A 25,701-nucleotide genomic window follows, 5' to 3' on the forward strand; every position below is an offset into this window, starting at 1 on the left:
GAGGGACGGTGCGGGCCCGCACCGTCCCTCCCGTCCGTCGTGTGCGGACGCCGGTACCCCGCGCGTTCGGGTTGCAGTCGGGAACTCCGAGTAGGCCGGTGGCACACCTGGAGCGAAGGAGCACCCCATGCGGATCGGCAGTGCAGTGCAGTACGACCGGTACGGCGACTTCGACGTCGTCGAGCTCGTCCCGCAGGAACGCCCGGAGGCGGGTCCCGGCGAGATCGTCGTCGAGATCGTCGCGGCGGGGCTCAACCACATCGAACGGTTCCTGCGGGAGGGCAAGCTCCAGGACCACATCGAGCTCACGTTCCCGGCTCGTCAGGGCGTCGACTTCGCCGGCATCGTCCGGGCACGCGGCGACGGGGTCAAGGACCTGCGCGTCGGCGACGAGGTGATGGGGCACGCACCGAACGGCGGGTCGCACGCCACCTGGCTCGTCGTGCCGCGCGCTGCCGTCATCAAGAAGCCGGAGCACGTCGGCTGGGAGGTCGCCGGCGGCCTCTACCTGGCCGGGTGCACCGCGGTGTCGGTCGTCCGCAGCCTCAAGCTCGGACCGGAGGACACCGTCGTCATCACCGCCGCGGCCGGCGGCGTCGGGCACATCGAGTGCCAGCTGGCGCACGATGCCGGGGCGACCGTCATCGCGCTCGGCAGTGCGCGCAACCACGACTACCTCCGCCAGATCGGCACCCTGCCCGTCGTGTACGGCGAGGGCGAGGAGGAACGCATCCGTGCGATCGCGGACGGCCGCCCGGTCACCGCGTTCATCGACAACCACGGCGAGAGCCGGGCCGAGGAACTCGCGGAACGCCTCGGCGTCGCACCGGGGCGGTTCGTGTCGTCCGAGGCGCGGCGCGACATCGAGATCCGGTTCCTGCGGGCGCCGGCCGAGGACGAGGAGACCCGGGAGCTCCTGACCCTCCTGGCGAAGGCCGTGCAGGACCGTCGCGTGCAGGTGCTCATCTCCGGGTTCTACCCGTTCGAGTACATCGTCGAGGCGTACGAGGACCTCGCCGAGATGAAGTCCCGCGGCAAGGTCGTGATCGGGATGCAGACCGTCGAGACCGGTACACGGATGGACTGGTACCGCTCGGAGAAGGCCCGTGACCTGCGCGACCGGTACGCCGACGCGCGGGGGAGCGACTCCGAGACGATGGCGGGCGGGTCGGCGAGTCCGAGCGCCTAGCTCAGGACGTCCTTCGTGGTGAACCGGCTGTACGCCAGCGCGCCGAAGACGACGACGTAGCCGAGCTGGAGCACGGCGTTCGACCCGAACGAGTCGAACGCGATCGGGTCGCGGAGCAGGTCGCCGAACCCGAGCCACTGGTGCGAGAACAGGTACGGGTGCAGCCAGTCGAGCTGCGGCAGCTGGTCGAGCACCTGGGACGCCCCGGCGAGCACCACCGTCGCGGCCATCGCACCGACCGGCACGCTCGTCAGGGTCGAGGCGACCAGCCCGATCGCCGACAGCCCGAGCATCGACAGCGTGACGTAGAGCGCGAGCAGCACGGCCCGGCCGGCGTAGGACCAGCCGTCGACCTGCGTACCCGAGAGCAGGGTCACCGGGCCGATCGGGAACAGCACGGCACCGATCGCGGCCCCGACCAGGACGATGAGGAGCGTCGCGGCGAGGCAGAACGCCACTGCCCCCGCGTACTTGACGAGGATGAACCGCACGCGGCCGGTCGGGGCCACGAGCAGGTAGCGGATGGTGCCGTGGCTGGCCTCGCCCGCGACGGTGTCACCCGCGACCACGCCCACGGTGAGCGGCAGGAACAGCGGGATCGACACGGTCAGCGCGGTGAACGCCACGAACAGCCCGTTGTTCGTGATGTCGCCGAGGAACGCGGGACCGCCGGAGTCGTCACCGGTCGTGAGCCGGACGGCGACGGCGATGAGGATCGGCACGAGCGCGAGCGCCCCGAGCATCGCCCACGTGCGGCGGCGTCGGAAGACGAGGGCGAGCTCGGAGCCGAGGAGTGCGAAGGGGCGCTGGCGGGGACGCGGGGAGGCGCGGACGTCGTGCGACTGCGGGTCGTCCGTCGGCACGGTGGCGGCGTCAGGCTGCGACATCGAAGCCCTCTCCGGTGAGGGCGACGAAGAGGTCCTCGAGGGTGCCGCCGCCGACGGTGAGCCCGCGCACCCGGACGTCGGCGCGGACGAGCTCGGTCGTGATGGTCTCGGGCAGGACCTCTGGTGGCAGGTCGGCCACGAGGACGTCGGCACCGCCCTCGTGCCGCGGGGTCAGGCCGAGACGGCTCAGCACGGTGCCGGCCTGCCCGAGGTCGGGCGTCCGGACCGTGACCGTCCGGGCACCGGCGGCGCGGAGCTCGTCGAGCGGCCCCTGCGCGACGAGCTTGCCGGTCCGCATCACGGCGGCGTGCGTGCACACCTGCTCGATCTCGGCGAGCAGGTGGCTCGAGACGAACACCGTGGTGCCGTCGTCGGCGAGGGAGCGGATGAGGTTGCGGACCTCGCGCGTGCCCTGGGGGTCGAGGCCGTTCGTCGGTTCGTCGAGCACGAGGAGGTCCCGCGGGGCGAGCAGGGCGTTCGCGAGCCCGAGCCGCTGCTTCATGCCGAGCGAGTACGCGTGCGCCTTCTTGTCGGCCGCGTGCGAGAGCCCGACGCGGTCGAGGGCGCTCGCCACCCGGGTCTTGCGGGTCCGTGGGTCGGAGGTGGGGTCGGCGGCGTCGAACCGGTACAGGTTCGCGCGGCCGGAGAGGTACGGGTAGAACGCCGGACCCTCGACGAGTGCACCGACGCGCGGCAGGACGTCGTGGAGGGCCTTCGGCATCGGTTCGCCGAGCACCTCGATCGTGCCGCCCGTCGCGCTGGAGAGCCCGAGGAGCATGCGGATCGTCGTCGTCTTGCCGGAGCCGTTCGGCCCGAGGAAGCCGAACACCGCGCCGCGCGGGACGGCGAGGTCGATCCCGTCGACCGCGCGCTGCTTGCGGAAGACCTTCGCCAGTCCCGTGGTGCGGATCGCGAGGGCTGCGTCGGGCGTGCTCACTCGGCTGCGGCGACCAGCGCCGACACCGGGACCGCGCCCGCGAGGACCCGGCCGTCGTCGGTGAGGTAGACCGAGACGAGCGAGGTCTGCACCGCGCGGCCCCCGTCGACCGAACGGGTCAGCTGGTCGAGCAGCCCGCTGGCGTCGTCGCCGAGCGCGGTCTGGTCGACCGAGCCCTTCGGCAGTTCGGCGATGGTGCTCCAGCCCGTCCCCGTGAGCGTCGGCTCGTCGCCGGTGCGTCCGTGTCGGTGCTGCGCGTCGCCCTCGCCGTGGGCTGCCGCGTCGGAGAGGTCCTTCGTCTCGACCGTCGCGCCCGTGGGCGGCGTGAAGTCGAACAGGCGTGCGGCCGGCGCGCCGTACTGCAGGCTCGTGAAGCCGACCTCGACGGCGGGGTCGGACTGGCCCTTCGCCTCGATCGTGGCGCGCAGCGGGAGGCCGGTCTGCTGGTCGACCGCCAGGCGCACGGACCCGACGAGCGTGCCCGTCGACTTCGGCGTGAGGGTGATCTGCCAGGCGTCGTGGCCGGCGACCCGGACGTCCTTCGGCTTCGACACCGTGGTGCTCGGCGTGATCGCGTCGATCGCCTGCTTCGCGATGTCGGACGGCGTCGCGGCGCCGGACTCCGGCGTCCGGGCGTCCTTCGGGAGGGTGACGTGCGTCGCCGTGCGCTCCTTCGAGTCCCAGGTCCAGACGTCGGACCCGTTCCGGACGAGGTCCTGCTCGGCGAGCTGCTGCGTCAGCTGGACGCGCTGCTTGTCGGGACCGTCGACGTAGACGCGGGCGGTGTGCGACGAGGTGAGGAGGCCGAGCGCGTCGGAGGCGTCGCCCTCCAGCGAGGAGCCGCCGGACCCGGTCGGGAGCTCCGGCAGGCCGAGGTCGCTCGTCTGCACGAGCTTGCCGGAGTACTTCGCGTCGGACGACCCCGCGATGCTGGCGATGACGTCCGCCGCGCTCGGGTTCGTCCCCGCGACCGGGTCGCTCGACGCGTTCGCGATCATCGGCGCAGCGACGGCGCCGGCGACGACGACCGGTGCGATGACGGCGGGCAGCCAGGCTGACTTCTTCATCGGTTTCCCCTCGGTGGAGCATTCGGAGTCGGCAGTACGGTACGTCGGCCCGCCGACAGTGGGCTGGGCGTTCGTAGACTCGGGGGCGACCGACGCGGGTCGGTGGCGGCGAAGGAGGCGGCATGCGGGCGGTGCTCGGTCTGGACATCGGGACGTCGAGTACGAAGGCGCTGCTCACGCGGTTCGACGGCACGGTGATCGCCGAGGTCGGACGACGGCACGAGGTCGACCGTCCGGAGCAGGGGCTCGTCGAGATGGACGCCGCGGTGTGGTGGGACGAGTTCACCGCCCTGACCCGTGAGCTGCTCGAGCGGGTGCCGGACGCCGAGGTCGAGGCCGTCGGCGTGAGCGGCATCGGCCCGTGCGTGCTCCTCACCGACGACGCCGGGGAACCGCTGCGGCCCGCGATCCTGTACGGCGTCGACACCCGGACGGCCGAGATGCTCCCCGCCGTGACGGCCGAGCTCGGCGGCGAGGAGGCGATCCGTTCCCGGTGCGGCTCCGCCCTCAGCACGCAGGCGGCCGGGGTCAAGCTCGCCTGGGTCGCCCGGCACGAACCCGACGTGTGGGCGCGTGCGGCGCGGTTCACGATGCCGTCGTCACGCGTGGTGGAGCTGCTGACGGGGGAGTACGTCCTCGACCACCACTCGGCGAGCCAGTGCACACCGCTCTACGACGTGCACGAGAACACCTGGATCGACGCGTGGTGCGAACGGCTCGCGCCGGGGCTCGCCATGCCGAGGCTCGTCTGGTCGGGTGACCGGGCCGGCACCGTGACGGTTGCTGCGGCTGCGGCCACGGGCCTCCCGGTCGGCATCCCCGTGACGGCCGGGACCATCGACGCCTGGGCCGAGGGCGTGAGCGTCGGAGCCGCCGTGCCCGGGCGGATGTTCCTGCAGTACGGCACGACGATGTTCATGATCGCGCCGACCGACGAGCCGGTCTCGGTGCCGGGGATGTGGACCACCGTCGGCACCCGTCCGGGGCAGCCGAGCGTCGCCGGTGGGATGGCGACCTCCGGAGCGATCACCGACTGGCTCCGGCGGCTCGTCGACGGCGAGTGGTCGACGATGCTCGAGGAGGCCCGCTGCGCCGGCATCGGGGCGAACGGCCTGCTGATGCTGCCGTACTTCGCGGGGGAGCGGACCCCGATCGCGGACCCGGACGCACGCGGGGTGATCGCGGGCCTCACGGTGCGGCACACCCGCGGTGACCTGTACCGGGCGACGCTCGAGGCGACGGCCTACGCGGTGCGGCACAACGTCGAGGTGCTGCGCGAGGCCGGGGTCGAGGTCCACGAGCTCGTCGGCGCCGGCGGCGGACTGCTCGGACGGCTCTGGCCGACGATCGTCTCGGACGTCACCGGGCTGCCGCAGACGGTCCCGAGCGTGACGATCGGTGCGTGCTACGGGTCGGCGTTCCTCGCGGCCGGGCTCGTCGAGGACGTGGACGTCACCGCGTGGAACCCCCCGGCCGCGCGCATCGAGCCCGATCTCGCGGCGACGGCGGCGTACGAGCCGGGCTACCGCGACTACCGCGAGCTGTACGAGGCGACGAGGGCCGTCGTGCACCGGTTGGCCGCGCGCGGTCGCTCGCACTGACGAACCACGAATCCGACATCGAACCAGGCTCGGCGGCCGGTTCGATGTCGGATTCGTGGTTCGGAGCGCCCTACGCGAGCGCCCTACGCGGACGCGTCCACGCCCGCCGGCGCGCTGCCGTCGTACTCGCAGATCGCCGCGACCTTCGACGCGCTCGCGGACGAGCGGTCGAACTCGTAGCCCAACCACTCGCGAGCCATGCGCCGGGCGACCTCGACGCCGACGACGCGCTGGCCCATGCAGAGGACCTGGGCGTCGTTCGACAGGATCGAGCGCTCGACGCTGAACGAGTCGTGCGCGGTGACGGCCCGGATGCCGGGGACCTTGTTCGCGCTGATCGCGACGCCGAGTCCGGTGCCGCAGATCAGGATCGCCCGGTCCGCCTCGCCGTTCGCGACGAGCCGTGCGGCGTCGACGGCGACGTGCGGGTAGGCGGTGTGCCCGTCCGCGTCGACCCCCACGTCCACCACGGACTCCACCCGCGGATCGGCGAGCAGGTCGGCCTTGATGATCTCCTTGTAGTCGAACCCTGCGTCGTCCGAACCGACCACGAGACGGTACGTCATGCGTGTGTCCCTTCCTTGTCTGCTGCACGGGTGGCGAGGACCTCGCCGACCCGCGTGAGGATCATCCCCATCGAGGTGGCACCCGCGTCGGGTGTCCCCAGGCTCTTCTCCGCCAGCGGCCGGGCACGCCCGACCTTCGGCTTGAGGTCTGCGGTCGCAGCGGCTTCCGCGACCGCGACCTGCGCGGCAGCCTGCCACGCCTCGGTGAGCGGCGTGCCAGCCTCGACGCCGCTCCGCAGCTCGTCGACGAACGGGAGCAGCGCATCGAGCAGCGTCTTGTCCCCGCGGGACGCCCCGCCGAGGTGCACGATCGAGTCCGCGAACGCCTGCGCCGCCTCGACGACGTCGGACGCCTCGTACGCGGAGCGGTCGTCGCGGAGCGACCGGCCGAACGCCTCGAGCGCCGCACCCCACAGGACCCCGGAGGTGCCGCCCGCGAACTCGGCCCACGCGTCACCGGCGCGTCCGAGGACGAAGGCGACCCCTGCCTCCTGGCCCGCCCGGTCGACCGCCTTGCGGGCCGCACCGATCCCCTTCACCATGCCGCGTCCGTGGTCGCCGTCCCCGGCGACCGCGTCGATGCGGCCGAGCTCCTCCTCGTGCTCCCGCAGGAGCGCGTCGATCGCCTCGATCGCGGCGCGCGCCGTCTGCGCGGCCTGCCTGGAGGCGCCACTCGCGTCCGGCACGACCGTCGCCTCGTCCTCGGCAGCGTCCACGGCGTCGGCCGGCACGAGCGCCGCGACCGGCGCCGCCACCTTGCGGTACGCGGGCGTGTACGCGTCGGCCCTCCACAGCGCCTCGAGCTCGTCGTCGAGCCACTGCAGGGTGAGCGAGCAGCCGCCCATGTCGAGGCTCGTGACGAGTTCACCCACCTCGGGCTCGACGACGTCGATCCCGGCGTCCTGCAGGAGCGGGAGCACACGGCCCCAGAGCAGGAAGAGCTCCTCGTACTTGGTGTCGCCGAGACCGTTCAGGATCGGCGCGACCCTGGTGCCGGCGGCGTCCGGGCGGTCCGCGAGCAGCCGCTCGACGAGGAGCGACGCGAGTTCGGTCGCACGGAGGAGCGGGACGTCCTCGATACCCGGCTCGCCGTGGATGCCGAGCCCGAGGCCGAGGTGGCCCTCGGGGACGGTGAACAGCGGCTCGGTCGCGCCGGGCATCGTGCAGCCGGAGAACGCGACGCCGATGGTGCGGGTCGCCCGGTTGGATGCGGTGCCGATGCGCTCGACCTCGTCGAGGTCGGCTCCGGCGGCCGCCGCGGCACCCATGGCCTTGAAGACCGAGAAGTCACCGGCGATGCCGCGGCGCTTCGACTCCTCGTCGGCGCTGGCGATGTCGTCGGTGACGACCACGATGCGGGTGTCGATGCCCTCGGCGTTCAGCCGCTCGGCCGCGAGCCCGAAGTTCATCGTGTCGCCGGCGTAGTTGCCGAACGACAGCACGACGCCCTTCCCCTGGTCCGCCGCCTTGGCGACCGAGTAGACCTGCGCCGTGGACGGCGAGGTGAAGATGTTGCCGACGACGGCCCCGGTGGCGAACCCCGGCCCGACCACGCCGCAGAACGCGGGGTAGTGGCCGGAACCGCCGCCGACGACGACCGCGACCTGCGGCTCGGCGCCCTCGGTCGGCAGGGCGACGACGCCGCCGTGGACGCCGCGGACCCGGTCGGCGTAGAGGGCGAGCCAGCCCGCGAGCTGGTCCTCGGCGAACTCCTCCGGGTCGTCGTGGATCGTGGTCATGGTGCTTGTCCTTCGCATCGAGTGGGGGTGGTGCACCGGGCGACGGCGGGACGGCCGCCGTCGCCCGGGGTTCAGTGTCCTCGGTCTCCCTGCGGGACCTTGAGGAAGTGGATCATCACGAACGCGCAGGCGTACAGGCCGACGAACGTCCAGGTCACGGCCTGGCCACCACCGCCCAGGGCGAGCACCGCGGCGACGACGCCCGTGCCGAGGAACGCGGCTCCACCGGCGGCGGTGGTGTACATCGCCATCGCGGCGCCCTTGTGCTCGGGGGCGAGCGCCGGCATGATCGCGCCCATCGGGACGAAGCCCGCGAGCAGGCAGCCGAACACGCACCCGGCGACGACGGAGAGCACGTAGCCCCAGTCGGACCCGGCGGGGACGAGCTGCGGGACGTACCACCAGGCGATGAGCCCGAGGGCGGACCCGACGATGCCGAACCACTTGACGGTGCGCTGCCAGCCGATCTTGTCGCCGACCCAGCCGAACAGGGCGTTCACGAGGATGTTCGTCGCGTAGACGCACACCGTCATGAGCAGCCACCGGCTCTGGCCCCAACCGCGCTCGTTCGCGATCACCGCCGGGAGGATGACGAACATGCCGAACTCCGGCGCGGTGTTGATCAGGCGGACGAGGAAGCCCATCAGGATCTTCGGTCGCGTGGCCGTCAGGCGGATGCCGCTCGTCAGCACGCGCCAGGCGCTCTCGCCCTCCGGCGCGATGCGGGAGAACCCGTTCGGCAGGCGCACCCCGAACAGCAGGATGAGGAACCCGATCACGACGAGGCCGATCGAGGCGATCATCGCGCCGGTCTCACCGACCGTGCCGCCGCCGAACACCGGGATGGCGCCGATCGCGAAGAGCGAGCCGAGCGTGGGCAGGCCGCCGGTGAAGGCGACGTAGAACCAGCCGACGGCCGAGCCGTTGCGCTCCACGGGCGTCGTGATGTTCACCCAGACCAGGAATGCGAAGGCGAACAGCGGGTACCCGAAGCCGCGGATGGCGTAGGCGACGGCGGCGAACGGCACGCTGCCGAGTCCGAGGGCGATGAGGAACAGGACCTCGAACACGACCCAGACGGCGAACCCGAGGATCATCACCCGTCGCGGACCGATCAGGTCGGCGAGGGCGCCGGAGACGTAGCTCCCCACCAGGGCGGCGAGGCTGTAGAACGTGACGATCGTCGCGACCGTGGCCTCGGGGGAGCCGAGGACCGCGACCATGTGCGGCGTGATGAAGTTCGACTCGACGCCGTTGCCGGTCATGAAGACCAGGACGGCGAGGAAGCCGAGGGCGAGCGGGCGGGGGATGCCCATCTTGTCGAGCCGGCCCTCGGTGCGGGGCATCGTCGGCGCACCGGTGGCGCGCTGTGTCGTCGTTGACATGCTTGCTGACTCCTGTGGTGGCTGCGGCTCAGGCCTGCAGGGACGGGATGATCGAGACCTTGACGCTCGCGCCCGCGGAGTCGCCGACGAGGTCGAGGGCCTCCTGGAAGCGCTCGAGCGGGAACTGGTGCGTGCAGATCTCCGACATCGGCAGGGTCTCGGCCTCGAGCAGCTTGATCGCCGCCGGCCAGGTGTGCGGGCCGAGGTGGGCACCGCGGACGTCGAGCTCCTTGTCGTCCGAGATGATCGACCAGTCGACGGACACGTTGTCCTTGAAGACCGAGTACTCGACGAACGTGCCGAGCTTGCGGAGCAGGTTGAGCCCCTGCGGGACCGCGGACGGGTGCCCGGTCGCCTCGATGTAGACGTCGGCGCCGTACCCGTCGGTGAGTTCCTTGACCCGGGCGACCGCGTCGTCCTGGGCGATGTTGATCGTGATGTCGGCACCGACCTTGCGTGCGAGTTCGAGCTTGTCCTCGACGACGTCGAGCGCGATGATCCGCAGCGGGTTCTTCTGGCGGGCACCGGCGATCGCGGAGAGCCCGATCGGCCCGGCACCGGCGATGACGACGGTGTCGCCGAACTTGATGTCGCCCCGCTCGACGGCGTGGAACGCGCACGAGAGCGGCTCGGCGAAGGCGGCGACCTGCCCGGGGAGGGCGCTCGACACCGGGTGGGTCAGGGCCTTCGCCGGTACCAGGACGTACTCGGCCATCGCGCCGTCGTAGCCCTTGAAGCCGAACATGTCGTGCACGTTGCACATCCAGTACGCGCCCTCGAGGCAGTAGCGGCACTCCCAGCACGGCACGATCTGCTCGCAGGCGATCCGGTCGCCCACGGACACCCCCCGCTTGGCGAGGGCGGCGTCGTCACCGGCGACGATCGTGCCGACGAACTCGTGTCCGGGGATCCGGTCGGTGTCGGCCCAGGCGGGGCGGTTCTCGTCGCCCCAGAACTTCGCGGCGCCGTGGTAGCACTTCAGGTCGCTCGCGCAGATGCCGACGGCGTCGGTGCGGAGCAGGAGTTCGCCGGGTCCGGGGGTCGGCACGGGGCGGGTCTCGAGGCGGTAGTCCTCGGGACCGTGGACCACGACGGCGCGCATCGTGGTCGGGATCTCGGTGGGCGTCGCGGCCGTGGTGGTCGCGTTCTCGGTCGTCGTCGACATGAGCTGCTCCTTCGTCGGGGTGCTTCGGCGACGACTGTACACCCCGCGGAACGTTTGTCCAGAACACAATTTCTGGTACGGTCGGCACAACGCAAGGGAGCGAACATGACCACCGACTTCGCCGCAGCCCTCCGACCGGGCCCGGACACGATCGACCTGACGAACGACTTCAGCGGCCGCACGGCGGTGGTCACCGGCGGGGCGTCCGGCATCGGCAACGCGATCGCCGTTGCCCTCGCGTCCCGCGGCGCCCGGGTCGCCATCGTCGACGTGCGGGCGGACGGCGCAGCAGCCGCCGCGGCAGCGCTGCCGACCGCCGGCGCACCGGCCCACCTCGGCCTCGGCTGCGACGTCACGGACGAGACGTCGGTAGCCCGCGCGGTCGCCGCCGTCACCGGTGCCGCCGGCCGGATCGACGTCCTCGTGAACTGCGCCGGCGTCGCGCTGCTCGCCCCCGCCGAGGACCTCGACCCCGGTGCCTGGGCCACGACCATCGACGTCAACCTCACCGGCACCTACCGGGTCTCCCAGGCCGTCGGGCGCCACATGCTCGCCGCCGGGTACGGCCGGATCGTGAACATCGCCTCGCAGGCAGCGCACGTCGGCATCGACGGCCACGCGGCGTACTGCGCGTCGAAGGCCGGTGTCATCGGGCTCACCCGCGTGCTCGCGCTCGAGTGGGGCGGACGGGGCGTCACCGTCAACACCGTGTCACCGACGGTCGTGCTGACCGACCTCGGCCGCGGGGCGTGGGCGAACGAGAAGGGCCTGCGCCACCAGGACGAGATCCCCACCGGACGGTTCGCGACACCCGACGAGATCGCCGCCGCCGTCCTGTTCCTCGCCGGGGAGTCGAGCGCCATGGTGAACGGCGCCGACCTCCGCGTGGACGGCGGGTTCACGATCCGCTGACGCGTGCCAGGGCTACGATCGCCCCATGTCCGCCGAGAACCCCGCCGCCGAGGGTGCCCGGACCCGCTTCCCGCTCGACACCGTCTACCAGGCCGCGCGGATGTACTACCTCGAGGACGCCACCCAGGTCGAGATCGCCTCGCGCCTCGGAGTGTCCCGTCCGACGGTCAGCCGGCTCGTCGCCGAGGCACGGAAGGCCGGCCTGGTCCGGATCGAGGTCGTCGACCCGTTCCAGGACGAGACCGTCGCGCTCGCCGAACGGCTGCAGGTGGTGCTGGGACTCCGTGCCGTGCACCTCGCCGCCGTGACGCACACCGCCACGCTCGGCGCCGACCTCGCCGCCCCGCTCGCCGCCGCGGTCGAGGGGATGTCGCTCGTGCCGGGCGACGCCGTGCTCATGTCGTCGGGTCGGACGGTGTACGACGTCGCGCACGCCGGCATGCCGCAGCTGCCGGGCGTGCAGCTCGTCCCGACGGTCGGCGGGCAGGCCGACCCGATGCCGTGGTTCCAGACGAACGAGATCACCCGCGCCGCCGCCGAGCACTCCGGCGCGATCCCGGCGTTCCTGTTCGCGCAGGCCCTGCCGTCACCGGCGATGCGGTCCTCGCTCGACGAGGACCCCGCGTTCCAGCACGTCGTCGGCCTGTGGGGTCGGGCGAAGGGCGCCATCCTCGGCATCGGCGCGCCGACCCCGACCCGGGACGCACTCGCGCGGGGCGTCCCGGTCGAGGACGCCGTCTTCGACCAGGCGGCGGGTGACGTCTGCCTCAACTTCTACGCCGCGGACGGCTCGGCGATCGAGTTCCCGGGCAGCGACCGGATGGTGCGCACCTCCCGCGAGGTCCTCTCCGCCGTCCCGCACGCGATCGGCGTCGCGGTCGGTGCCGCGAAGGTGTCGAGCATCGTCGGGGCCGTCCGCGGGCGTCTCGTCAACGAGCTGGTCACCGACGCGGCCACGGCGCGCGCCCTGCTGGACGCGCTCGCCTGAGCGGTTCCCACCTGTGGGCCCGGAGGGGCGGTGCGGGCCCGCACCGCGCCTCCGGGCCCACAGGCGGTACGGCTACTGCGTGCGCCGCACGTCCCACAGATGGTGCACCGGGTCGTGCGCGTAGTAGGTGGCGAGCGTGGCGACGGTGAACGCGCTGCCGTCCGACCGGAGGCCGGTGCGTCCCAGCTGGTCCTCCCGGACGTCGTCGAATGCACGGGCAGCACGGTGCGCCGCCTCGCCGAGCTCCCGCACGACGGTGGCGGGGTCCTGCTCGCCGTAGCGGTCCTCGACGGCCGTGGCGTCCTGGTCCCAGTTCGGGAAGGTCGGGGCGTCCTCGGTGAGCATGAGCGTCAACCGCTCCGCCATCTTCCGGTGGACGTCACGCACGTGCGCGGCGTACTCGAGCGGCGACCAGGTGTGGTCGTCGGGGCGGTCGCGCACGTCCGCACGGTCGAGGACCGCCGGCCACGCCGAGGTGTTCGCGTCGATGATCCCCGGGACGTCGCGGATCGTGACCGTGCTGCCGTCGTAGCCGCACTCGGGGCACGCGGACTCGATGACCCACGTCCAGTTCTTCGTCTCGGGTTCGATCGCCATGACTGGATGTTATGTGCTCGTTACCGTCCGCCCCGATCCGCGTGCCCGAGGCGATCGGCGCTGACCCCCGTTCGGGTGACACGCCGGTTCCTGTGAATCACCGGCCAATGACATTTCGGTTGCTCGGTAACGTCGTCCGCTGTTCCCGGGCCGGTACCCGTCGGCCCGCCGATCCTCGAGGAGAGATGCATGGGCTCCGATCCCAGCAGTACCCCCACCCGACCGCACCGACGCCTGCGCGAGAGCGACGTCACCGTGGTCGACAAGAGCATGATGCGCCGTGCCGTCAGCGGCATGGTCGTTGGCAACACCATGGAGTGGTACGACGTCGGCGTCTACGGCTACCTGGCCGTCACGATGGGGAAGGTCTTCCTCCCCACGGCCGAACCCTCGGTCCAGATCCTGTTCAGCCTCGGTGTCTTCGCGGCGACGTACATCGCCCGGCCGCTCGGCGGCATCGTGTTCGGTCGTCTCGGCGACCGCATCGGGCGGCAGAAGGTCCTCGCGACGACGCTCATCATGATGGCGGCGTCCACGTTCCTCATCGGGGCGCTGCCCGCCTACGCCACGATCGGGGTGTTCGCGCCGATCGTCCTCGTCGTGCTGAAGCTCGCGCAGGGCTTCTCGACCGGCGGTGAGTACGCCGGCGCGACGACGTTCGTGACCGAGTACGCGCCGGACCGCCGCCGCGGCTTCTTCGCCAGCATCCTCGACTTCGGCAGCTACCTGGGCTTCGCGCTCGGGGCCACCGTCGTCTCGGTGCTGCAGCTCACCCTGGGCGAGGAGGCGATGACCGCCTACGGCTGGCGCTTCCCGTTCCTCGCCGCCGGGGTGATCGGCGTCGTCGCCATCTACTTCCGCCTGCGCATCGAGGAGTCGCCGGTGTTCCAGGCCACCCAGGCCGCGCAGGAGGCCGCGTCCGAGACCCGTGCCTCGCTGTCCGGGGAGCGCCCGGCGAACGTGTTCGTCATGGTCCGCGACCACTGGCGCCCGATCGTCATCGCCGTGATGCTCGTCGCCGCGTCGAACACCGTCGGGTACGCGCTGACCTCGTACATGCCGACGTACCTCACCGACTCGCTCGGCTACTCGGCGCTCGACGGCACGCTGCTCACCATCCCGGTGCTCGTGCTGCTCGCGGTGATGCTCCCGCTCACGGGCAAGCTGTCCGACAAGCTCGGCCGTCGCGTCGTGATGTGGATCGGTGCCGCGACCACCGTCGTGCTCGTCGTCCCGGCGTTCCTGCTGATCGGGCACGGCGCGCAGTGGTCGACGCTCGCCGGGCTCGGGCTCCTCGCGCTCATGACGGCGCTGTGGGTCTCGAACCAGGCGGCCTCGCTGCCGGCGCTGTTCCCGACGTCGACCCGGTACGGCGGCATGGGGTTCGCGTACAACATCGCGATCGCGGTGTTCGGCGGGACGACGCCCCTCATCGTGCAGGCCCTGCTCACGGCGACGGGCGACGAGCTCGCGCCGGCGTACTTCCTGATGGCGATGAGCGTCGTCGGGGCGATCGGGGTGTTCTGCATGAAGGAGTCCTCGCGGCGCCCGCTGCCGGGGTCGATGCCGGCGGTGGAGACCGCTGAGGAAGCCCGCGAGCTCGTCCTCACGCAGGACACGAACCCGAACCTCGACCTGGGGGACCTGCCGTTCGCCGCCGAGGACGCTGCCCGCCGTGCGCGCGAGCGGGAGATGAGCGCGGTGCGCTGACGTGGCCTGCTGACGCGACCACGGACGGGAGGCGCGGTGCGGGTCCGACCCGCGCCGCGCCTCCCGTGCGTGCGTGCGTCTGTGCGCATGGTGCGACGTTCCACCAGTCGATCGACGCGTGTCTCGTCGGATGATGCGCGCGCACTGACCGAGCGCGCACCCGCACCCGCCGCGGGCGTCACTCGTGCCGGTGCTCCTCCGACGGGTCGAGCGCCGGCCACACCGGGAACGGGTCGGCCCACGTGCGCCACACCTCCGGCCCCGCGAGCAGCTCGTCCGACGTGAGGAGCGCCCCGTCCAGTGCCCGCTCGATCGCCGGCACGTCCAACCGCTCGCCGACGAACCAGAGCGCCTGCCCGATCGGCGCGTCCGCGTCCCACGACGGGTTCGCCGTCGGGTCGAGCGCCAGCATCGCTCCGAGGCTCGACCACGACCCGACGTGGTCCGGCCGGGAGGCGAGCCGGAAGAACCCCCGAGACCGCAGCACCCGGCCGTTCCGCCCCGCGGCCAGCTCCCGTTCGATCACCGACGCCAGGCGGCCGGGGTGGAAGGGCAGCGGCTCCCGGTAGCGCAGCGCGACCAGGCCGTCCCGTGGGTCCCGTCCGACCGAGCCCGAGAGTGCGCGCATCCATCCCGCTCCCTGGGCGAGGACCCGCGCCGCCCCGCCGTTCGACGCGGGCAGGTCGGCCGCGCTCCGGATCGCCGAGAGCGCCACGACGACCGCCTGCGGGGCCAACCGGTGGAGCAGCGCGAGCAGTCCGCGGCGGCGCTCCAGCGGCACCGGGCCGACCCGGTCGAGGACGATCACCGTGGCGTACTCGACGAGCGACGCCACGCGGTCGGCCGCGACGAACGCGTCGTCGACCTCGGACCAGAGCAGGTGCGCCACGTCGTCTGCGCGCAGCACGCTCACCACGTGGCGGAGCACCCGGTCGTCGCCGGTCTCCGCGCGCGCGGCGTTGGCGAGCATCATCCCCACCGCACGCGTGTCGGCACCCGGCGGGAGCGTGACGACGAGCCCGTGGTCGGCATCCGGCCCGCAGACCCGGTCGAGGTGCTCGGCGCGGTCGGCGACGGCTCGGACCGCGGCGACGGCGTTCGCGGGCGCGTGCATCCGGTGACCGGTCGCGAGCCGGACGGCCACGCGGTCGGCGTCGACGTCGTGCAGGGCGGAGACGAGGGTGATGGCGGCGGGACGCATGTCGGCTAATGTACATGATCATCGTTCTCAACAATGAGGACACTGACGCAGGAGGTCGCTCGTGAAGGTCCGCAACTCGCTCAAGGCGCTCAAGAAGATCCCGGGGTCGCAGGTGGTCCGTCGCCGCGGCCGTGTCTACGTCATCAACAAGCAGAACCCCCGGTGGAACACCCGGCAGGGGTGACGTCTCCGGCGTTCCGTAGGGTGGCTCCATGCGACTGCTGCTCATCCGCCACGGCCAGACCCCAGCGAACGTGAACGGCGTGCTCGACGCCGTCGTCCCCGGACCGGGCCTGACCGAACTCGGGCAGCAGCAGGCCGACGCCCTGCCGGCAGCGCTCGCCGACCGGGGGATCGAGCGGCTGTTCGTCTCGACGATGGTCCGCACGCAGATCACCGCGGCGCCCCTCGCCACGTCGCTCGGCCTCGAGCCGGTGGTGCTGCCGGGCCTCCGCGAGATCGAGGCCGGCGACACCCAGGGCAAGCGCGACCAGGTGTCCGTGCAGACGTACATCTCGACCGTGCACGGCTGGTCGCTCGGGGACCGCACCACCCGGATGCCCGGCGCCGAGAGCGGGACCGAGTTCTTCGCGCGCTACGACGACGCGGTCCGGCAGATCCTCGAGACCGGTGTCGACGTGGCGGCCGCGGTCAGCCACGGAGCGGCCATCCGGACGTGGGCGAGTGCCGCGGCCGACAACACGCCGGACCACTTCGGCACGAAGCGCCACCTCGAGAACACCGGGATCGTCGAGCTCGAGGGGTCGTTCGACGACGGCTGGCGCCTCGTCGACTGGGAGGGCGAGCCCGTCGGCGGCGAGCAGCTCATCGACCGGACGGCGCAGGACCCGACCGGCGAGCGGTTCTGACGCGACCAGCAGACAGACGGGAGGCGCGGTGCCAGCTGGCACCGCGCCTCCCGTCCGTGGTCGGTCGCGTGGACTACGCGAGCTGCGAGGCGGACGTCAGCGGCACGATCACCCGGTGCGCTTCGCGCAGGACGTCGAGTGTCTGCTGGACCTCGTCCGCACGCTCCTCGGGCGTCCAGCCGAGCGACCCGGCGAGCACGTCGGCCAGCTCGTCGAGCAGGTCGATCGTGACGCCGCCGACGAACGCGAGGTTCGTGCGGCGCAGCACCACGTCGACCAGGTGCACGGCCTGCTCGTGCTCCGCGAAGTACGCGACCTCGGCGCGGGTCAGCGCCGGGTCCGACTCGAGGGGCTCGACCGGTCCGTCGACCAGGACGTCGACGACCTCGGCGGCACGGGTGCCGTAGCGCTCGAGCAGCCCCTCGACGACGGACGCGTCGAGACCGTCGCGGTGCGACTTGATCCAGAGGGCGCGCTGGGCGTCCGTGGTCGGGAAGTCCTTGCCGCCGCCGATCGCCATGCCGGTCGTGTCGACCGTCCGGGTGATGCCGAGCTTCGTCGTGACGTCGGTGGAGAGGTGCGCGGCGAGGGCGCGGAACGTGGTCCACTTGCCGCCGACGAGCGACAGCACCGTGGTCCGCGGCAGCCCGGCGATCGGGGTGTCCACGATCCGGTAGTCACGCGAGACGAAGCCGGGGGCGGTGTCCTCGTGCCGGGGGAGCGGGCGGATGCCGGAGTAGCTGTAGACGATGTGGTCACGGGTGAGCGCGATCTGCGGGAAGACGTGCTCCACCAGGCCGAAGAAGTAGTCGATCTCCTCGTCGGTGGTGGTGACGGGCTTCGCCGGGTCGGCGTCGATGTCCGTCGTGCCGATGAGCACCCGGCCCTTGAGCGGGTAGATGAGCACGATGCGGCCGTCGTTGTTCTCGAAGAACAGCTCGCGGCCCTTCGTCGCCTCGAGCAGCTCGGGGTTGTCGACGACGATGTGGGAGCCCTTCGTGCCGCCCATGAACTTCGTCTCGCCGCCGAACGCCTGGTTCGTGAGGTCGGTCCAGGGGCCGGACGCGTTCACGACGACGTCCGCCGTGAAGACGAACTCCTCGCCGGTCTCACGGTCGCGGAGCAGGACGCCACCGTCGCGGGTCCCGGCGGCCTCGACGTAGTTCACCGCACGGGCGGTCGACGCCGAGCCCTCGCCCGTCCCCGCGGCGAGGCCGTCCTTGAGCACGTCGAGCGCGAGGCGCTCCGGCTCGTGCACCGAGGCGTCGTAGTAGGTGCCCGTGTACTTGAGGTCCTTGTTGAGCGCCGGCATGTCCGCGAGTGCGGCCTTCTTCGTGAGGAAGCGGTGCTTCGGGACCGAACCGCCGTCGCGCGAGAAGGAGTCGTAGATCGTCATGCCGATCTTGATGAGCGCGGCACCGCGCTCCTTCGTCGAGCGCTGCTTGTGCGTGAGCATCCGCAGCGGGGCGTTCATGATGCCCGAGAAGGTCGAGAAGATCGGCATCGTGGTCTGCAGCGGCTTGACGTAGTGCGGGGCGATGCGGATGAGGCCGTTGCGCTCCTGCACGCTCTCGCGGACGAGGCGGAACTCGCCGTTCTCGAGGTACCGGATGCCGCCGTGGATCATGTGGCTCGACGCGGCGGACGCGCCCGAGGCGTAGTCACCGCGCTCGACGAGGGCCACGTCGACCCCCTGCAGGGCGAGGTCGCGGAAGGTGGCGATGCCGTTGATGCCGCCACCGACCACGAGGACCTGTGCGTTCGGGCGCTCCGTGAGCGCGTTCACCGTGTTCCGGGGCTGCGTCTTCTTCGACATTGCTGCGTCGCTTCCTTCGTGGGTTCCGTGGTGGTTCGACATCGATCGTGCGCCTCCGTGAGAAGGCGGGCAACTCGCGTGCACGAACGTGCAGCACACGTGTCCGGACGGGCCGATCGAGGGTCGGGAGGCACGACAGGGGTTGCAGAGGCCGTGCACGTCCGTGCATGCTCGGTTCCCATGAGTGACGCAGCGCAGCCCATGCGCACGCAGCAGGCGCTGCGCGCCGCGCATCTGTACTACCTGCAGGACCTGACGATGGACGCGATCGCCGACGAGCTCGGCACCTCGCGGTCGTCGGTCTCCCGCCTGCTGAAGTACGCGCGGGACACCGGACTCGTCGACATCCAGATCCGCTCGCCCCTCGACCAGGCCGCGGCGCTCAGCCGGAGCATCCGATCGCGCTTCGGGGTGCACGCGCACGTCGTGCCGGTGCCGGACCACACGAGCGACGTCGACCGACTCGAACGCGTCGCGCTGTCCGCTGCGCGCATCCTGACGCAGTACGTCGAGTCGAACATGGTGATCGGGATCTCGTGGGGCTCGACCGTCAGCGCGGTGAGCCGCTACCTCGTGCCGAAGACCACGCACGGCTCCACGGTGGTGCAGATCAACGGCGCCGCGAACACCCGGACGACGGGCATCGTCTACGCGTCCGAGATCCTGCGGCGGTTCGGCGAGGCGTACGGCGCGTTCGTGCAGCAGTTCCCGGTCCCGGCGTTCTTCGACGACCCGGCCACGAAGCAGGCGCTCTTCCGGGAGCGTTCGATCCGCCGGGTGCTCGACCTGCACGAGCGCATGGACCTCGTCGTCTTCGGTGTCGGAGCGCCCCAGGCCCCGGTGCCCTCGCACGTGTACTCCGGCGGGTACCTCGACCCGTCCGACCGCGACGAGCTGACCAAGGCCCAGGTCGTCGGTGACGTCTCGACGGTGTTCTACCGCGCGGACGGCTCGTGGAAGGACATCGGGGTGAACGCCCGAGCCGGGGCTCCGGACCTCGACACGATCAAGCGTGCGCCGCGCCGGGTCTGCGTCGTGGCCGGACGCTCGAAGGCCGCGTCGCTGAAGGGTGCCCTCGCCGCCGGGTTGATCACCGACCTCATCCTCGACGAGAGCGTCGGGCAGGCGATCCTGCAGCCCTGACCCCGGGGGTTCGGTCCCGATTGTCGGTGGTGTCCCGTAGGTTCTCGACCATGGTTGCCACGATGGACACCCGCCACTCCGGTGGCGCCAGCAGCGTCGGGGACACGCGGTACTCGCGGCGGATCGCGGGCACCGACGTCGACCAGGCGCTCGCCTTCTTCACCGGGGACTACGACTTCCGCTCGCCCGCGGTCCGGCGGACCCACCGCGACACCCGCTGGGACTTCGCCGGCGTGGGCGACGAGCTGTTGTCGCTCCGGTCCTCGCGCTTCCTGGTCGACCTGCGGAGCGACAGCCGTGTCGACGACGCGTTCCTGATCGCCTGGATGCGCAGCGGGTCGAGCACGATCACGTACGGCGGCACGAGCGTCGAGCTCGAACCGGGCGTCCCGGTCGTGCTGCCCTTCGCCGACACGTACGAACTGCACCACCGCGACATCGGCCTCAACCTCGTGCACCTCGACGCGGGGTTCCTCCGCTCGGTCGTCGGCGAGGACGACTTCGCGTTCGAAGCGCTCCGCCGCCCGACCGCCGACGGCATGCGGGCGTGGCAGTCGGTCGTGCGGGCGTACTCGTCGACCTGGCTGGACGTCGGGCACGAGCTCACCGCGGTCGCCCGGCGTGACATCGCCGAGGCGTTCGCCACCGCGGCGGTCGCGGCCTTCCCCGAGCGGAGCCGCTGGCGCACGACGGTCACCGGCAGCGGGCCCGAGCACGAGCGGGTCCGGCGTGCGCTCGAGTACGTCCACGAGCACGCGCGCGAAGCGATCGGGACGCCGGAGATCGCCGCGGCGGCGGGGCTCAGCCCGCGCGGTCTGCAGCAGTCCCTCCGTCGGCACCTCGACCAGACGCCGGGCGACCTGCTCCGCGGCGTCCGGCTCGACGGTGCCCGTGCCGACCTGCTTCGTGGCGACCGTGACGACACCTCGGTGGCCGACATCGCCAGGGCGTGGGGCTTCGGGCACCTCGGGCGCTTCTCGGCCACGTACCGGGCACGGTTCGGGGAACTGCCGAGCGAGTCCCTCCGCGCTCGGTAGCGTGGCGGGATGGACACCGTCGTCACCGCTCTCCGTTCCGCGCTCGCCGACCCGGACGGCGTGGTCGTCCGGACGGAGCGCGGTGTGCTCGACGCGGCACGGACGGACAAGTCCGGCTGGATCGCCCCGGGTGGGCCCGTCGCCGTGGTCGAGGCCCGGACGGTCGAGCACGTGCAGGCGACCCTCCGGACGTGCTCCGGGCTCGGCGTCCCGGTCGTCCCGCGTGGCGCCGGTACCGGGCTCGCAGGCGGGGCGAACGGCACCGAGGGCACCGTCGTCCTGAGCGTGGCGCGCATGCACCGCATCGTCTCGGTCTCGACGGAGGACGAGTACGCGGTGGTGGAGCCCGGCGTGCTGAACGGCGACCTGAACGCGGCCGTCGCCGAACACGGCCTGCGGTTCGCGCCGGACCCGGCGAGTGCGGCCATCGCGAGCGTCGGCGGGAACATCGCCACGAACGCCGGCGGCCTGCGGTGCGTGAAGTACGGCGTCACCAGAGAAGCGGTGCTCGGCCTCGACGTCGTCCTCGCGGACGGGCGGCTCGTCGCCACCGGGCACCGCACCGTCAAGGGCGTCACCGGCCTCGACCTCACGGCGCTGCTCGTCGGGTCGGAGGGCACGCTCGGGGTGATCGTCGGCGCGACCGTCCGGCTCGTGCCGATCCCGGCGGGGGAGCCGGCCACCCTCGGCGCCGTGTACCCGACCGTCGAGGCCGCCGCCCGCGCCGCGGCGTCCGTCGTCGCCGGGGCGGAGCGTCCGTCGACGGTCGAGCTGCTCGACGCCGCCGCACTCGAGGGGATCGCGGCCCACCTCGGGCCGCAGGTGATCGCCGAGACGGTGGGGAGCACCGCGGCGGGCGGGGTGTTCCTCCTCGTGGAGTACGACGGGCCGGGTGCGACGGAGGCGGCGCTGGGTGCCGTGCCGCGCCTCCAGGCCGAGGGCGGGACCGTGCACCTGGCCGGGTCGGCGGCGGAACGCGACCGCCTGCTGACGATCCGTCGGTCGTTCCACCCGGCCATGGAGGCGCGTGGCCGGGTCCTCATCGAGGACGTCGCGGTGCCGCGCAGTCGGCTCGCCGAGATGTTCGCGCGCGTCGAGGCCATCGGGGAGCAGTACGGCATCGCGATCCCCACGGTGGCGCACGCCGGGGACGGCAACCTGCACCCGAACTTCGTGTTCGAGGGCGACGAGGTGCCGCAGCACGTGTGGGACGCGGCCGACGCGATGTTCCGGGCGGCGATCGAGCTCGGCGGGACGCTGACGGGGGAGCACGGCGTGGGGGTGCTCAAGCGGCGGTGGATCGGCGACGAGCTCGGTGACGACGTGCTCGAGCTGCAGCGGGGGATCCGACGGGTGTTCGACCCCGCGGGGATCCTCAACCCGGGCAAGGTGTTCTGACGCCGAATCTCGGCACACGGAACCAGGCCACATTGCTCAGATGTTCGGCCGAAACAGTCCTGTAACGAACCTCGGCGCATCGTGGGTGTCGAACGCGCACCGCCCACGAAGGAGTCAGTGATGCTGATCGGCGTCCCAACCGAAGTCAAGAACAACGAGTTCCGCGTCGCCGCGACACCCGCCGGTGTCGCCGAGCTGGCGCTGCACGGACACGAGGTGCTCGTGCAGTCCGGAGCCGGTGACGGGTCGTCCTTCCCGGACGCCGAGTACGCCGCGGCCGGGGCCACCATCGTCCCGACGGCCGCCGAGGTCTGGGCGCGCGCCGAGATGATCCTGAAGGTCAAGGAGCCGGTCGCCGCCGAGTACGCCTCGATCCGACCAGGGCAGGTCCTGTTCACCTACCTGCACCTCGCCGCGGACCGGCCGCTGACCGACGCGCTCGTCGAGTCCGGGGCGACGGCCATCGCGTACGAGACCGTGCAGCTGCCGGACCGGTCGCTGCCCCTGCTGTCACCGATGTCCGAGATCGCCGGGCGGTTGTCGGCGCAGGTCGGCGCGAACCACCTGATGCGGGCGAACGGCGGGCGCGGGCTCCTGCTCGGCGGCGTGCCCGGCACCCCGAAGGGCCGCGTCGTCGTGATCGGCGGCGGGGTCGCGGGCGAGCACGCGGCGACGATGGCGCTCGGCGTCGGCGCCGAGGTCACCGTGTTCGACATCAGCCTGCCGCGCCTGCGTGCGCTGGATGCCCGGTTCGACGGACGCATCACGACGCTGCGGTCCTCGGCGCACGCGATCGCCTCGGCCCTGCGCGAGGCCGACCTCGTCATCGGGTCGGTGCTCATCCCCGGGGCATCGGCGCCGAAGCTCGTGACCGACGCCATGGTGGCGGACATGCAGCCCGGGTCGGTGCTCGTCGACATCGCGATCGACCAGGGCGGGTGCTTCGAGGGCTCGCACCCGACCACGCACGACGACCCGACGTTCGCCGTGCACGACACCGTCTTCTACTGCGTGGCGAACATGCCGGGAGCGGTGCCGCGCACCTCGACGATCTCGCTGACGAACGCGACGCTGCCCTACGCCGTGGCGATCGCGAACCAGGGGTGGGGGGCGGCGACCGCTGCCGACCCGGCCCTGGCGCTCGGGGTGAACGTGCACGCGGGGCAGGTCGTGAACGCCGCCGTGGCGGCGGCGCACGGCCTGGCGGCCGCCGCGCGCTGAGCGCGGGCGCGCGCGCGGCCGCACGCCGCGGCGCCGCGCGCGGCCGGGCCGCGGCGCTTCGCCGAGACTCGGCCCGACGGACGGTTTCGCGGCGCCCAGCCCGCGAAGGTGTCCGCGCAGCCGAGTCTCGGCTGCCGCCCGTGTGCCGCGCGTGGGCGCGCACTTTCGCGCTGAGCGACAGTTCACGCGGCCCGCGGGCCGTGAACTGTCGCTCAGCGCGAAACGTCGGGACGGGCCGCAGCCCCGCGCGCGCTCAGGCGGCCGCGACGCGCGCCGGCGCAGCCGCGCCGCGCCACCCCGCGCGAGCCCGCACCACGAGCGTCACGACGACCGCCGTAGCCGCGGCCACCACCGCCGCGACGGCGGTCGGCGTCGACACGAGCGGCCCGTCGAGCCGAGCGACCGCGACCCACGCCAACCCCCACGCGAGCGACGCCGTCGGCGCCAAGCGCCCCCGGCCCCACACCGCGAGGAGCACCCCGACGAGCCCGGCCACGAGCGCGATCACCACGCCCCAGACGTCCAGCGACAGCCCGAAGCCCCGGAAGCCCGCGGCCGTCAGCACCGCGGCCGTGTTCGCCGCCGTCGCGACGCACACCCACCCCAGGTAGAGCCCGAACGTGCCGTCGGTGACGATCGCCTCCACGATCCCGGAGGGCTTCGACCGCCGCAGCAGCACGAACGTCCACACCAGCACGGCGAGCAGCGCGACGATGATCGGCTCGCTCAACCACAGGAACCCGAACTGCACGCTCAGGATCCACGCCGCGTTGAGCAGGAGCGAGAGCACCGCCGGCACCGTCAGCCGCGCGTGCCGGTCGTCGTCGGCGGTGCGGAAGCACTGGCGGATCGCGTAGGCGAGCAGCCCGACGTAGATGACGCTCCAGATCGAGAACGCCGGCCCGTCCGGCGCGATCGCCGTCGACGAGGCCGAGAGTGCTCCGCCGGCAGCGTCCTGGATCGGCGTCCCGCCGGCAGCTCCCGAGCCGACGAACGCGCCGACCACCGCGACCACCGCGCTCACCGCGACTGCGATCCGCTTCCAGATCCTCTTCATGTCAGCCCCTTTCGTCAGCATGCTGATGACCTGCACCGTAGGCGCGTGGCCGGGCCCGGCGCGCAGCGCACGTCCAGCAGACGGGGGACGGGCCGGACTGGAGGCGCGGTGCGGGCCCGACCCGCGCCTCCTGGCCCGCACGTCGGTCGCGTCCGACCCCCGCACGCTCGCCCTGCGTACGGTGGTGACGTGTCTGTCGAACTGAACACCGTCTACGTCGACCGGATCGCCCCGATCCCGAGTCCCTCGCTCGACGACACCTTCCGCATGCTCGAGGACCAGGGAGCGAGCGCGTGCATCGTGCTCCACCAGCCCGACGCCGAGGAGCTCGGCGACGTCGCGGTCGCGCTCGGCCTGCACGAACTCGCGGTCGAGGACTCCGCCGAGGGGCACCAGCGGCCGAAGCTCGAGCGCTACGGCTCGACGCTCTTCGTCGTCCTCAAGCCCGCGCTGTACAACGACCAGCAGGAGGAGGTCGCGTTCGGCGAGGTGCACGCCTTCGTCGGGGAGGACTTCTTCCTCGTGGTCGTGAAGGCCGACCCCCGTGGCAAGCAGACCGTCCCGCGGGCACTCCAGCGGATGAGCGGCAAGCCGGGGCTCGTGACGGTGGGCCCGCAGGCGCAGCTCTGGGCGCTGATGGACTCGATCGTCGACGGGTACGTGCCGGTGATCGACGGCCTCGAGGAGGACATCAACCAGATCGAGGACCAGCTCTTCGCGGGTGAGGCCGGGGTCTCCCGTCGCATCTACGAGCTGTTCGGCGAGGTCGTGGACTTCCAGCGCGCGGCCCGACCGCTCATCCACATCATCGAGAACCTGCACCGCGGGGCGGAGAAGTACCACCTCCCGGTGGAGATGCAGCGCCGGTTCCGCGACGTGCTCGACCACGCGATCCGTACGGTGGAGCGCCTGGACACGTTCCGGCAGCTGCTGCAGAACGCGCTGACGGTCGACTCGACCCTGGCGGCGCAGAAGCAGAACGACGACACGAAGAAGATCTCGGGCTGGGCGGCGATCCTCTTCGCCCCGACGCTCATCGCGGCGATCTACGGCATGAACTTCACGCACATGCCCGAGCTCTCCTGGACGTGGGGGTACCCGCTGGCGATCGTCGCGATGGTGGCGTTCGCCGCGGTCCTGTGGGTGGTGTTCAAGGTCAAGCGCTGGTTCTGACCCGGATCGGTGTGCATCCGCACACGCCGTGCGCGCGTCGACT

General features: G+C 72.1%; 23 protein-coding genes. 12 read left to right on the forward strand and 11 right to left on the reverse strand.

From position 1 onward, the window contains the following. Positions 1-127 precede the first annotated feature (127 nt). On the forward strand, positions 128-1,189 hold the full coding sequence (locus ACIPEP_RS03675; RefSeq protein WP_402716531.1) for an NADP-dependent oxidoreductase: 1,062 nt from the start codon (positions 128-130) through the stop codon (positions 1,187-1,189). Here ACIPEP_RS03675 and ACIPEP_RS03680 read toward each other — a convergent pair. From ACIPEP_RS03680 to ACIPEP_RS03690, 3 genes are read right to left on the reverse strand one after another with little or no spacing between them, the layout of a single operon-like run. Further along, a complete protein-coding gene (locus tag ACIPEP_RS03680; protein ID WP_402716532.1) occupies positions 1,186-2,076 on the reverse strand; it encodes an ABC transporter permease in 891 nt (296 codons plus the stop codon). The two genes, ACIPEP_RS03675 and ACIPEP_RS03680, sit on opposite strands and share 4 nt — an antisense overlap. Then, positions 2,063-3,013 carry an ABC transporter ATP-binding protein gene (locus ACIPEP_RS03685; RefSeq protein WP_402716533.1) on the reverse strand — a complete coding sequence of 317 codons (951 nt, stop codon included), beginning with the start codon at positions 3,011-3,013 and terminating at the stop codon, positions 2,063-2,065. Before ACIPEP_RS03685 ends, ACIPEP_RS03680 begins: the two co-directional genes overlap by 14 nt. Further along, positions 3,010-4,080 carry an outer membrane lipoprotein carrier protein LolA gene (locus tag ACIPEP_RS03690; protein ID WP_402716534.1) on the reverse strand — a complete coding sequence of 357 codons (1,071 nt, stop codon included), beginning with the start codon at positions 4,078-4,080 and terminating at the stop codon, positions 3,010-3,012. Before ACIPEP_RS03690 ends, ACIPEP_RS03685 begins: the two co-directional genes overlap by 4 nt. Before the next feature lie 122 nt (positions 4,081-4,202). Between ACIPEP_RS03690 and ACIPEP_RS03695 the strand changes: the two genes are divergently transcribed. Then, positions 4,203-5,681, forward strand: coding sequence for an FGGY-family carbohydrate kinase (locus ACIPEP_RS03695; RefSeq protein ID WP_402716535.1), 1,479 nt, complete (start codon positions 4,203-4,205; stop codon positions 5,679-5,681). Between the two features lie 83 nt (positions 5,682-5,764). Here ACIPEP_RS03695 and ACIPEP_RS03700 read toward each other — a convergent pair whose 3' ends face one another. The 4 genes from ACIPEP_RS03700 to ACIPEP_RS03715 all read right to left on the reverse strand — a co-directional run bounded on the left by ACIPEP_RS03700 (position 5,765) and on the right by ACIPEP_RS03715 (position 10,536). Next, positions 5,765-6,247: a ribose-5-phosphate isomerase gene (locus ACIPEP_RS03700; protein ID WP_070418249.1), complete on the reverse strand. Its 483-nt coding sequence runs from the start codon at positions 6,245-6,247 to the stop codon at positions 5,765-5,767. Next, positions 6,244-7,986, reverse strand: coding sequence for a dihydroxyacetone kinase family protein (locus ACIPEP_RS03705; RefSeq protein ID WP_402716536.1), 1,743 nt, complete (start codon positions 7,984-7,986; stop codon positions 6,244-6,246). The genes ACIPEP_RS03700 and ACIPEP_RS03705 overlap by 4 nt, the downstream gene beginning before the upstream one ends. A gap of 71 nt (positions 7,987-8,057) precedes the next feature. Next, entirely contained in the window at positions 8,058-9,371 is a 1,314-nt protein-coding gene (locus ACIPEP_RS03710; protein ID WP_217637371.1) for an MFS transporter, read from the reverse strand. Positions 9,372-9,399: 28 nt separating this feature from the next. Continuing rightward, on the reverse strand, positions 9,400-10,536 hold the full coding sequence (locus ACIPEP_RS03715; RefSeq protein ID WP_309886300.1) for a zinc-binding dehydrogenase: 1,137 nt from the start codon (positions 10,534-10,536) through the stop codon (positions 9,400-9,402). 105 nt (positions 10,537-10,641) lie between these two features. Between ACIPEP_RS03715 and ACIPEP_RS03720 the strand changes: the two genes are divergently transcribed. Together ACIPEP_RS03720 and ACIPEP_RS03725 are read left to right on the forward strand one after the other, a co-directional pair. Continuing rightward, positions 10,642-11,448 (forward strand): GolD/DthD family dehydrogenase, encoded by an 807-nt coding sequence (locus ACIPEP_RS03720; protein WP_402716537.1) that lies wholly within the window; start codon positions 10,642-10,644, stop codon positions 11,446-11,448. 25 nt (positions 11,449-11,473) lie between these two features. Beyond that, positions 11,474-12,436: a sugar-binding transcriptional regulator gene (locus tag ACIPEP_RS03725; protein ID WP_402716538.1), complete on the forward strand. Its 963-nt coding sequence runs from the start codon at positions 11,474-11,476 to the stop codon at positions 12,434-12,436. Positions 12,437-12,508: 72 nt separating this feature from the next. Here the strand turns inward: ACIPEP_RS03725 and ACIPEP_RS03730 are convergent, their stop codons facing one another. Then, the gene (locus tag ACIPEP_RS03730) at positions 12,509-13,033 is read right to left on the reverse strand and encodes a DinB family protein (RefSeq protein WP_309780133.1); all 525 of its coding nucleotides are present in this window, start codon (positions 13,031-13,033) and stop codon (positions 12,509-12,511) included. A gap of 189 nt (positions 13,034-13,222) precedes the next feature. Here ACIPEP_RS03730 and ACIPEP_RS03735 point away from each other — a divergent pair, with 189 nt between their 5' ends. Next, positions 13,223-14,743, forward strand: a complete 1,521-nt coding sequence (locus tag ACIPEP_RS03735; RefSeq protein WP_071295626.1) for an MFS transporter — start codon at positions 13,223-13,225, stop codon at positions 14,741-14,743. A 178-nt stretch (positions 14,744-14,921) separates the two neighbouring features. Here the strand turns inward: ACIPEP_RS03735 and ACIPEP_RS03740 are convergent, their stop codons facing one another. Further along, positions 14,922-15,944, reverse strand: a complete 1,023-nt coding sequence (locus ACIPEP_RS03740; RefSeq protein ID WP_402716539.1) for a GTP-binding protein — start codon at positions 15,942-15,944, stop codon at positions 14,922-14,924. 61 nt (positions 15,945-16,005) lie between these two features. Here ACIPEP_RS03740 and ykgO point away from each other — a divergent pair, with 61 nt between their 5' ends. After that, positions 16,006-16,128 (forward strand): type B 50S ribosomal protein L36, encoded by a 123-nt coding sequence (gene ykgO / locus ACIPEP_RS03745; RefSeq protein WP_022905672.1) that lies wholly within the window; start codon positions 16,006-16,008, stop codon positions 16,126-16,128. 28 nt (positions 16,129-16,156) lie between these two features. After that, positions 16,157-16,813 (forward strand): histidine phosphatase family protein, encoded by a 657-nt coding sequence (locus tag ACIPEP_RS03750; protein WP_070418258.1) that lies wholly within the window; start codon positions 16,157-16,159, stop codon positions 16,811-16,813. A 73-nt stretch (positions 16,814-16,886) separates the two neighbouring features. Here the strand turns inward: ACIPEP_RS03750 and ACIPEP_RS03755 are convergent, their stop codons facing one another. Next, complete coding sequence (locus ACIPEP_RS03755) at positions 16,887-18,629, reverse strand: glycerol-3-phosphate dehydrogenase/oxidase (protein ID WP_071294593.1); 1,743 nt, start codon at positions 18,627-18,629, stop codon at positions 16,887-16,889. Between the two features lie 180 nt (positions 18,630-18,809). On the opposite strand from ACIPEP_RS03755, the gene ACIPEP_RS03760 reads away from it, so the two are divergent. The 4 genes from ACIPEP_RS03760 (at position 18,810) to ald (ending at position 23,428) form a co-directional block, all read left to right on the forward strand. Further along, complete coding sequence (locus ACIPEP_RS03760; protein WP_022905765.1) at positions 18,810-19,772, forward strand: sugar-binding transcriptional regulator; 963 nt, start codon at positions 18,810-18,812, stop codon at positions 19,770-19,772. A gap of 50 nt (positions 19,773-19,822) precedes the next feature. Further along, the gene (locus ACIPEP_RS03765) at positions 19,823-20,809 is read left to right on the forward strand and encodes a helix-turn-helix domain-containing protein (protein WP_402716540.1); all 987 of its coding nucleotides are present in this window, start codon (positions 19,823-19,825) and stop codon (positions 20,807-20,809) included. 9 nt (positions 20,810-20,818) lie between these two features. Further along, positions 20,819-22,207 carry an FAD-binding oxidoreductase gene (locus ACIPEP_RS03770; RefSeq protein ID WP_402716541.1) on the forward strand — a complete coding sequence of 463 codons (1,389 nt, stop codon included), beginning with the start codon at positions 20,819-20,821 and terminating at the stop codon, positions 22,205-22,207. Positions 22,208-22,327: 120 nt separating this feature from the next. Further along, positions 22,328-23,428 carry an alanine dehydrogenase gene (gene ald, locus ACIPEP_RS03775; RefSeq protein ID WP_402716542.1) on the forward strand — a complete coding sequence of 367 codons (1,101 nt, stop codon included), beginning with the start codon at positions 22,328-22,330 and terminating at the stop codon, positions 23,426-23,428. A gap of 253 nt (positions 23,429-23,681) precedes the next feature. Here ald and ACIPEP_RS03780 read toward each other — a convergent pair whose 3' ends face one another. Next, positions 23,682-24,485, reverse strand: coding sequence for a tryptophan-rich sensory protein (locus ACIPEP_RS03780; RefSeq protein WP_402716543.1), 804 nt, complete (start codon positions 24,483-24,485; stop codon positions 23,682-23,684). A 189-nt stretch (positions 24,486-24,674) separates the two neighbouring features. Here ACIPEP_RS03780 and ACIPEP_RS03785 point away from each other — a divergent pair, with 189 nt between their 5' ends. Continuing rightward, positions 24,675-25,658, forward strand: a complete 984-nt coding sequence (locus ACIPEP_RS03785; RefSeq protein WP_070418265.1) for a magnesium and cobalt transport protein CorA — start codon at positions 24,675-24,677, stop codon at positions 25,656-25,658. The last annotated feature ends 43 nt before the right edge of the window (positions 25,659-25,701 follow it).

Origin of the sequence: Curtobacterium sp. NPDC087082 (assembly GCF_044745045.1) — a bacterium.
GTDB lineage: Bacteria > Actinomycetota > Actinomycetes > Actinomycetales > Microbacteriaceae > Curtobacterium.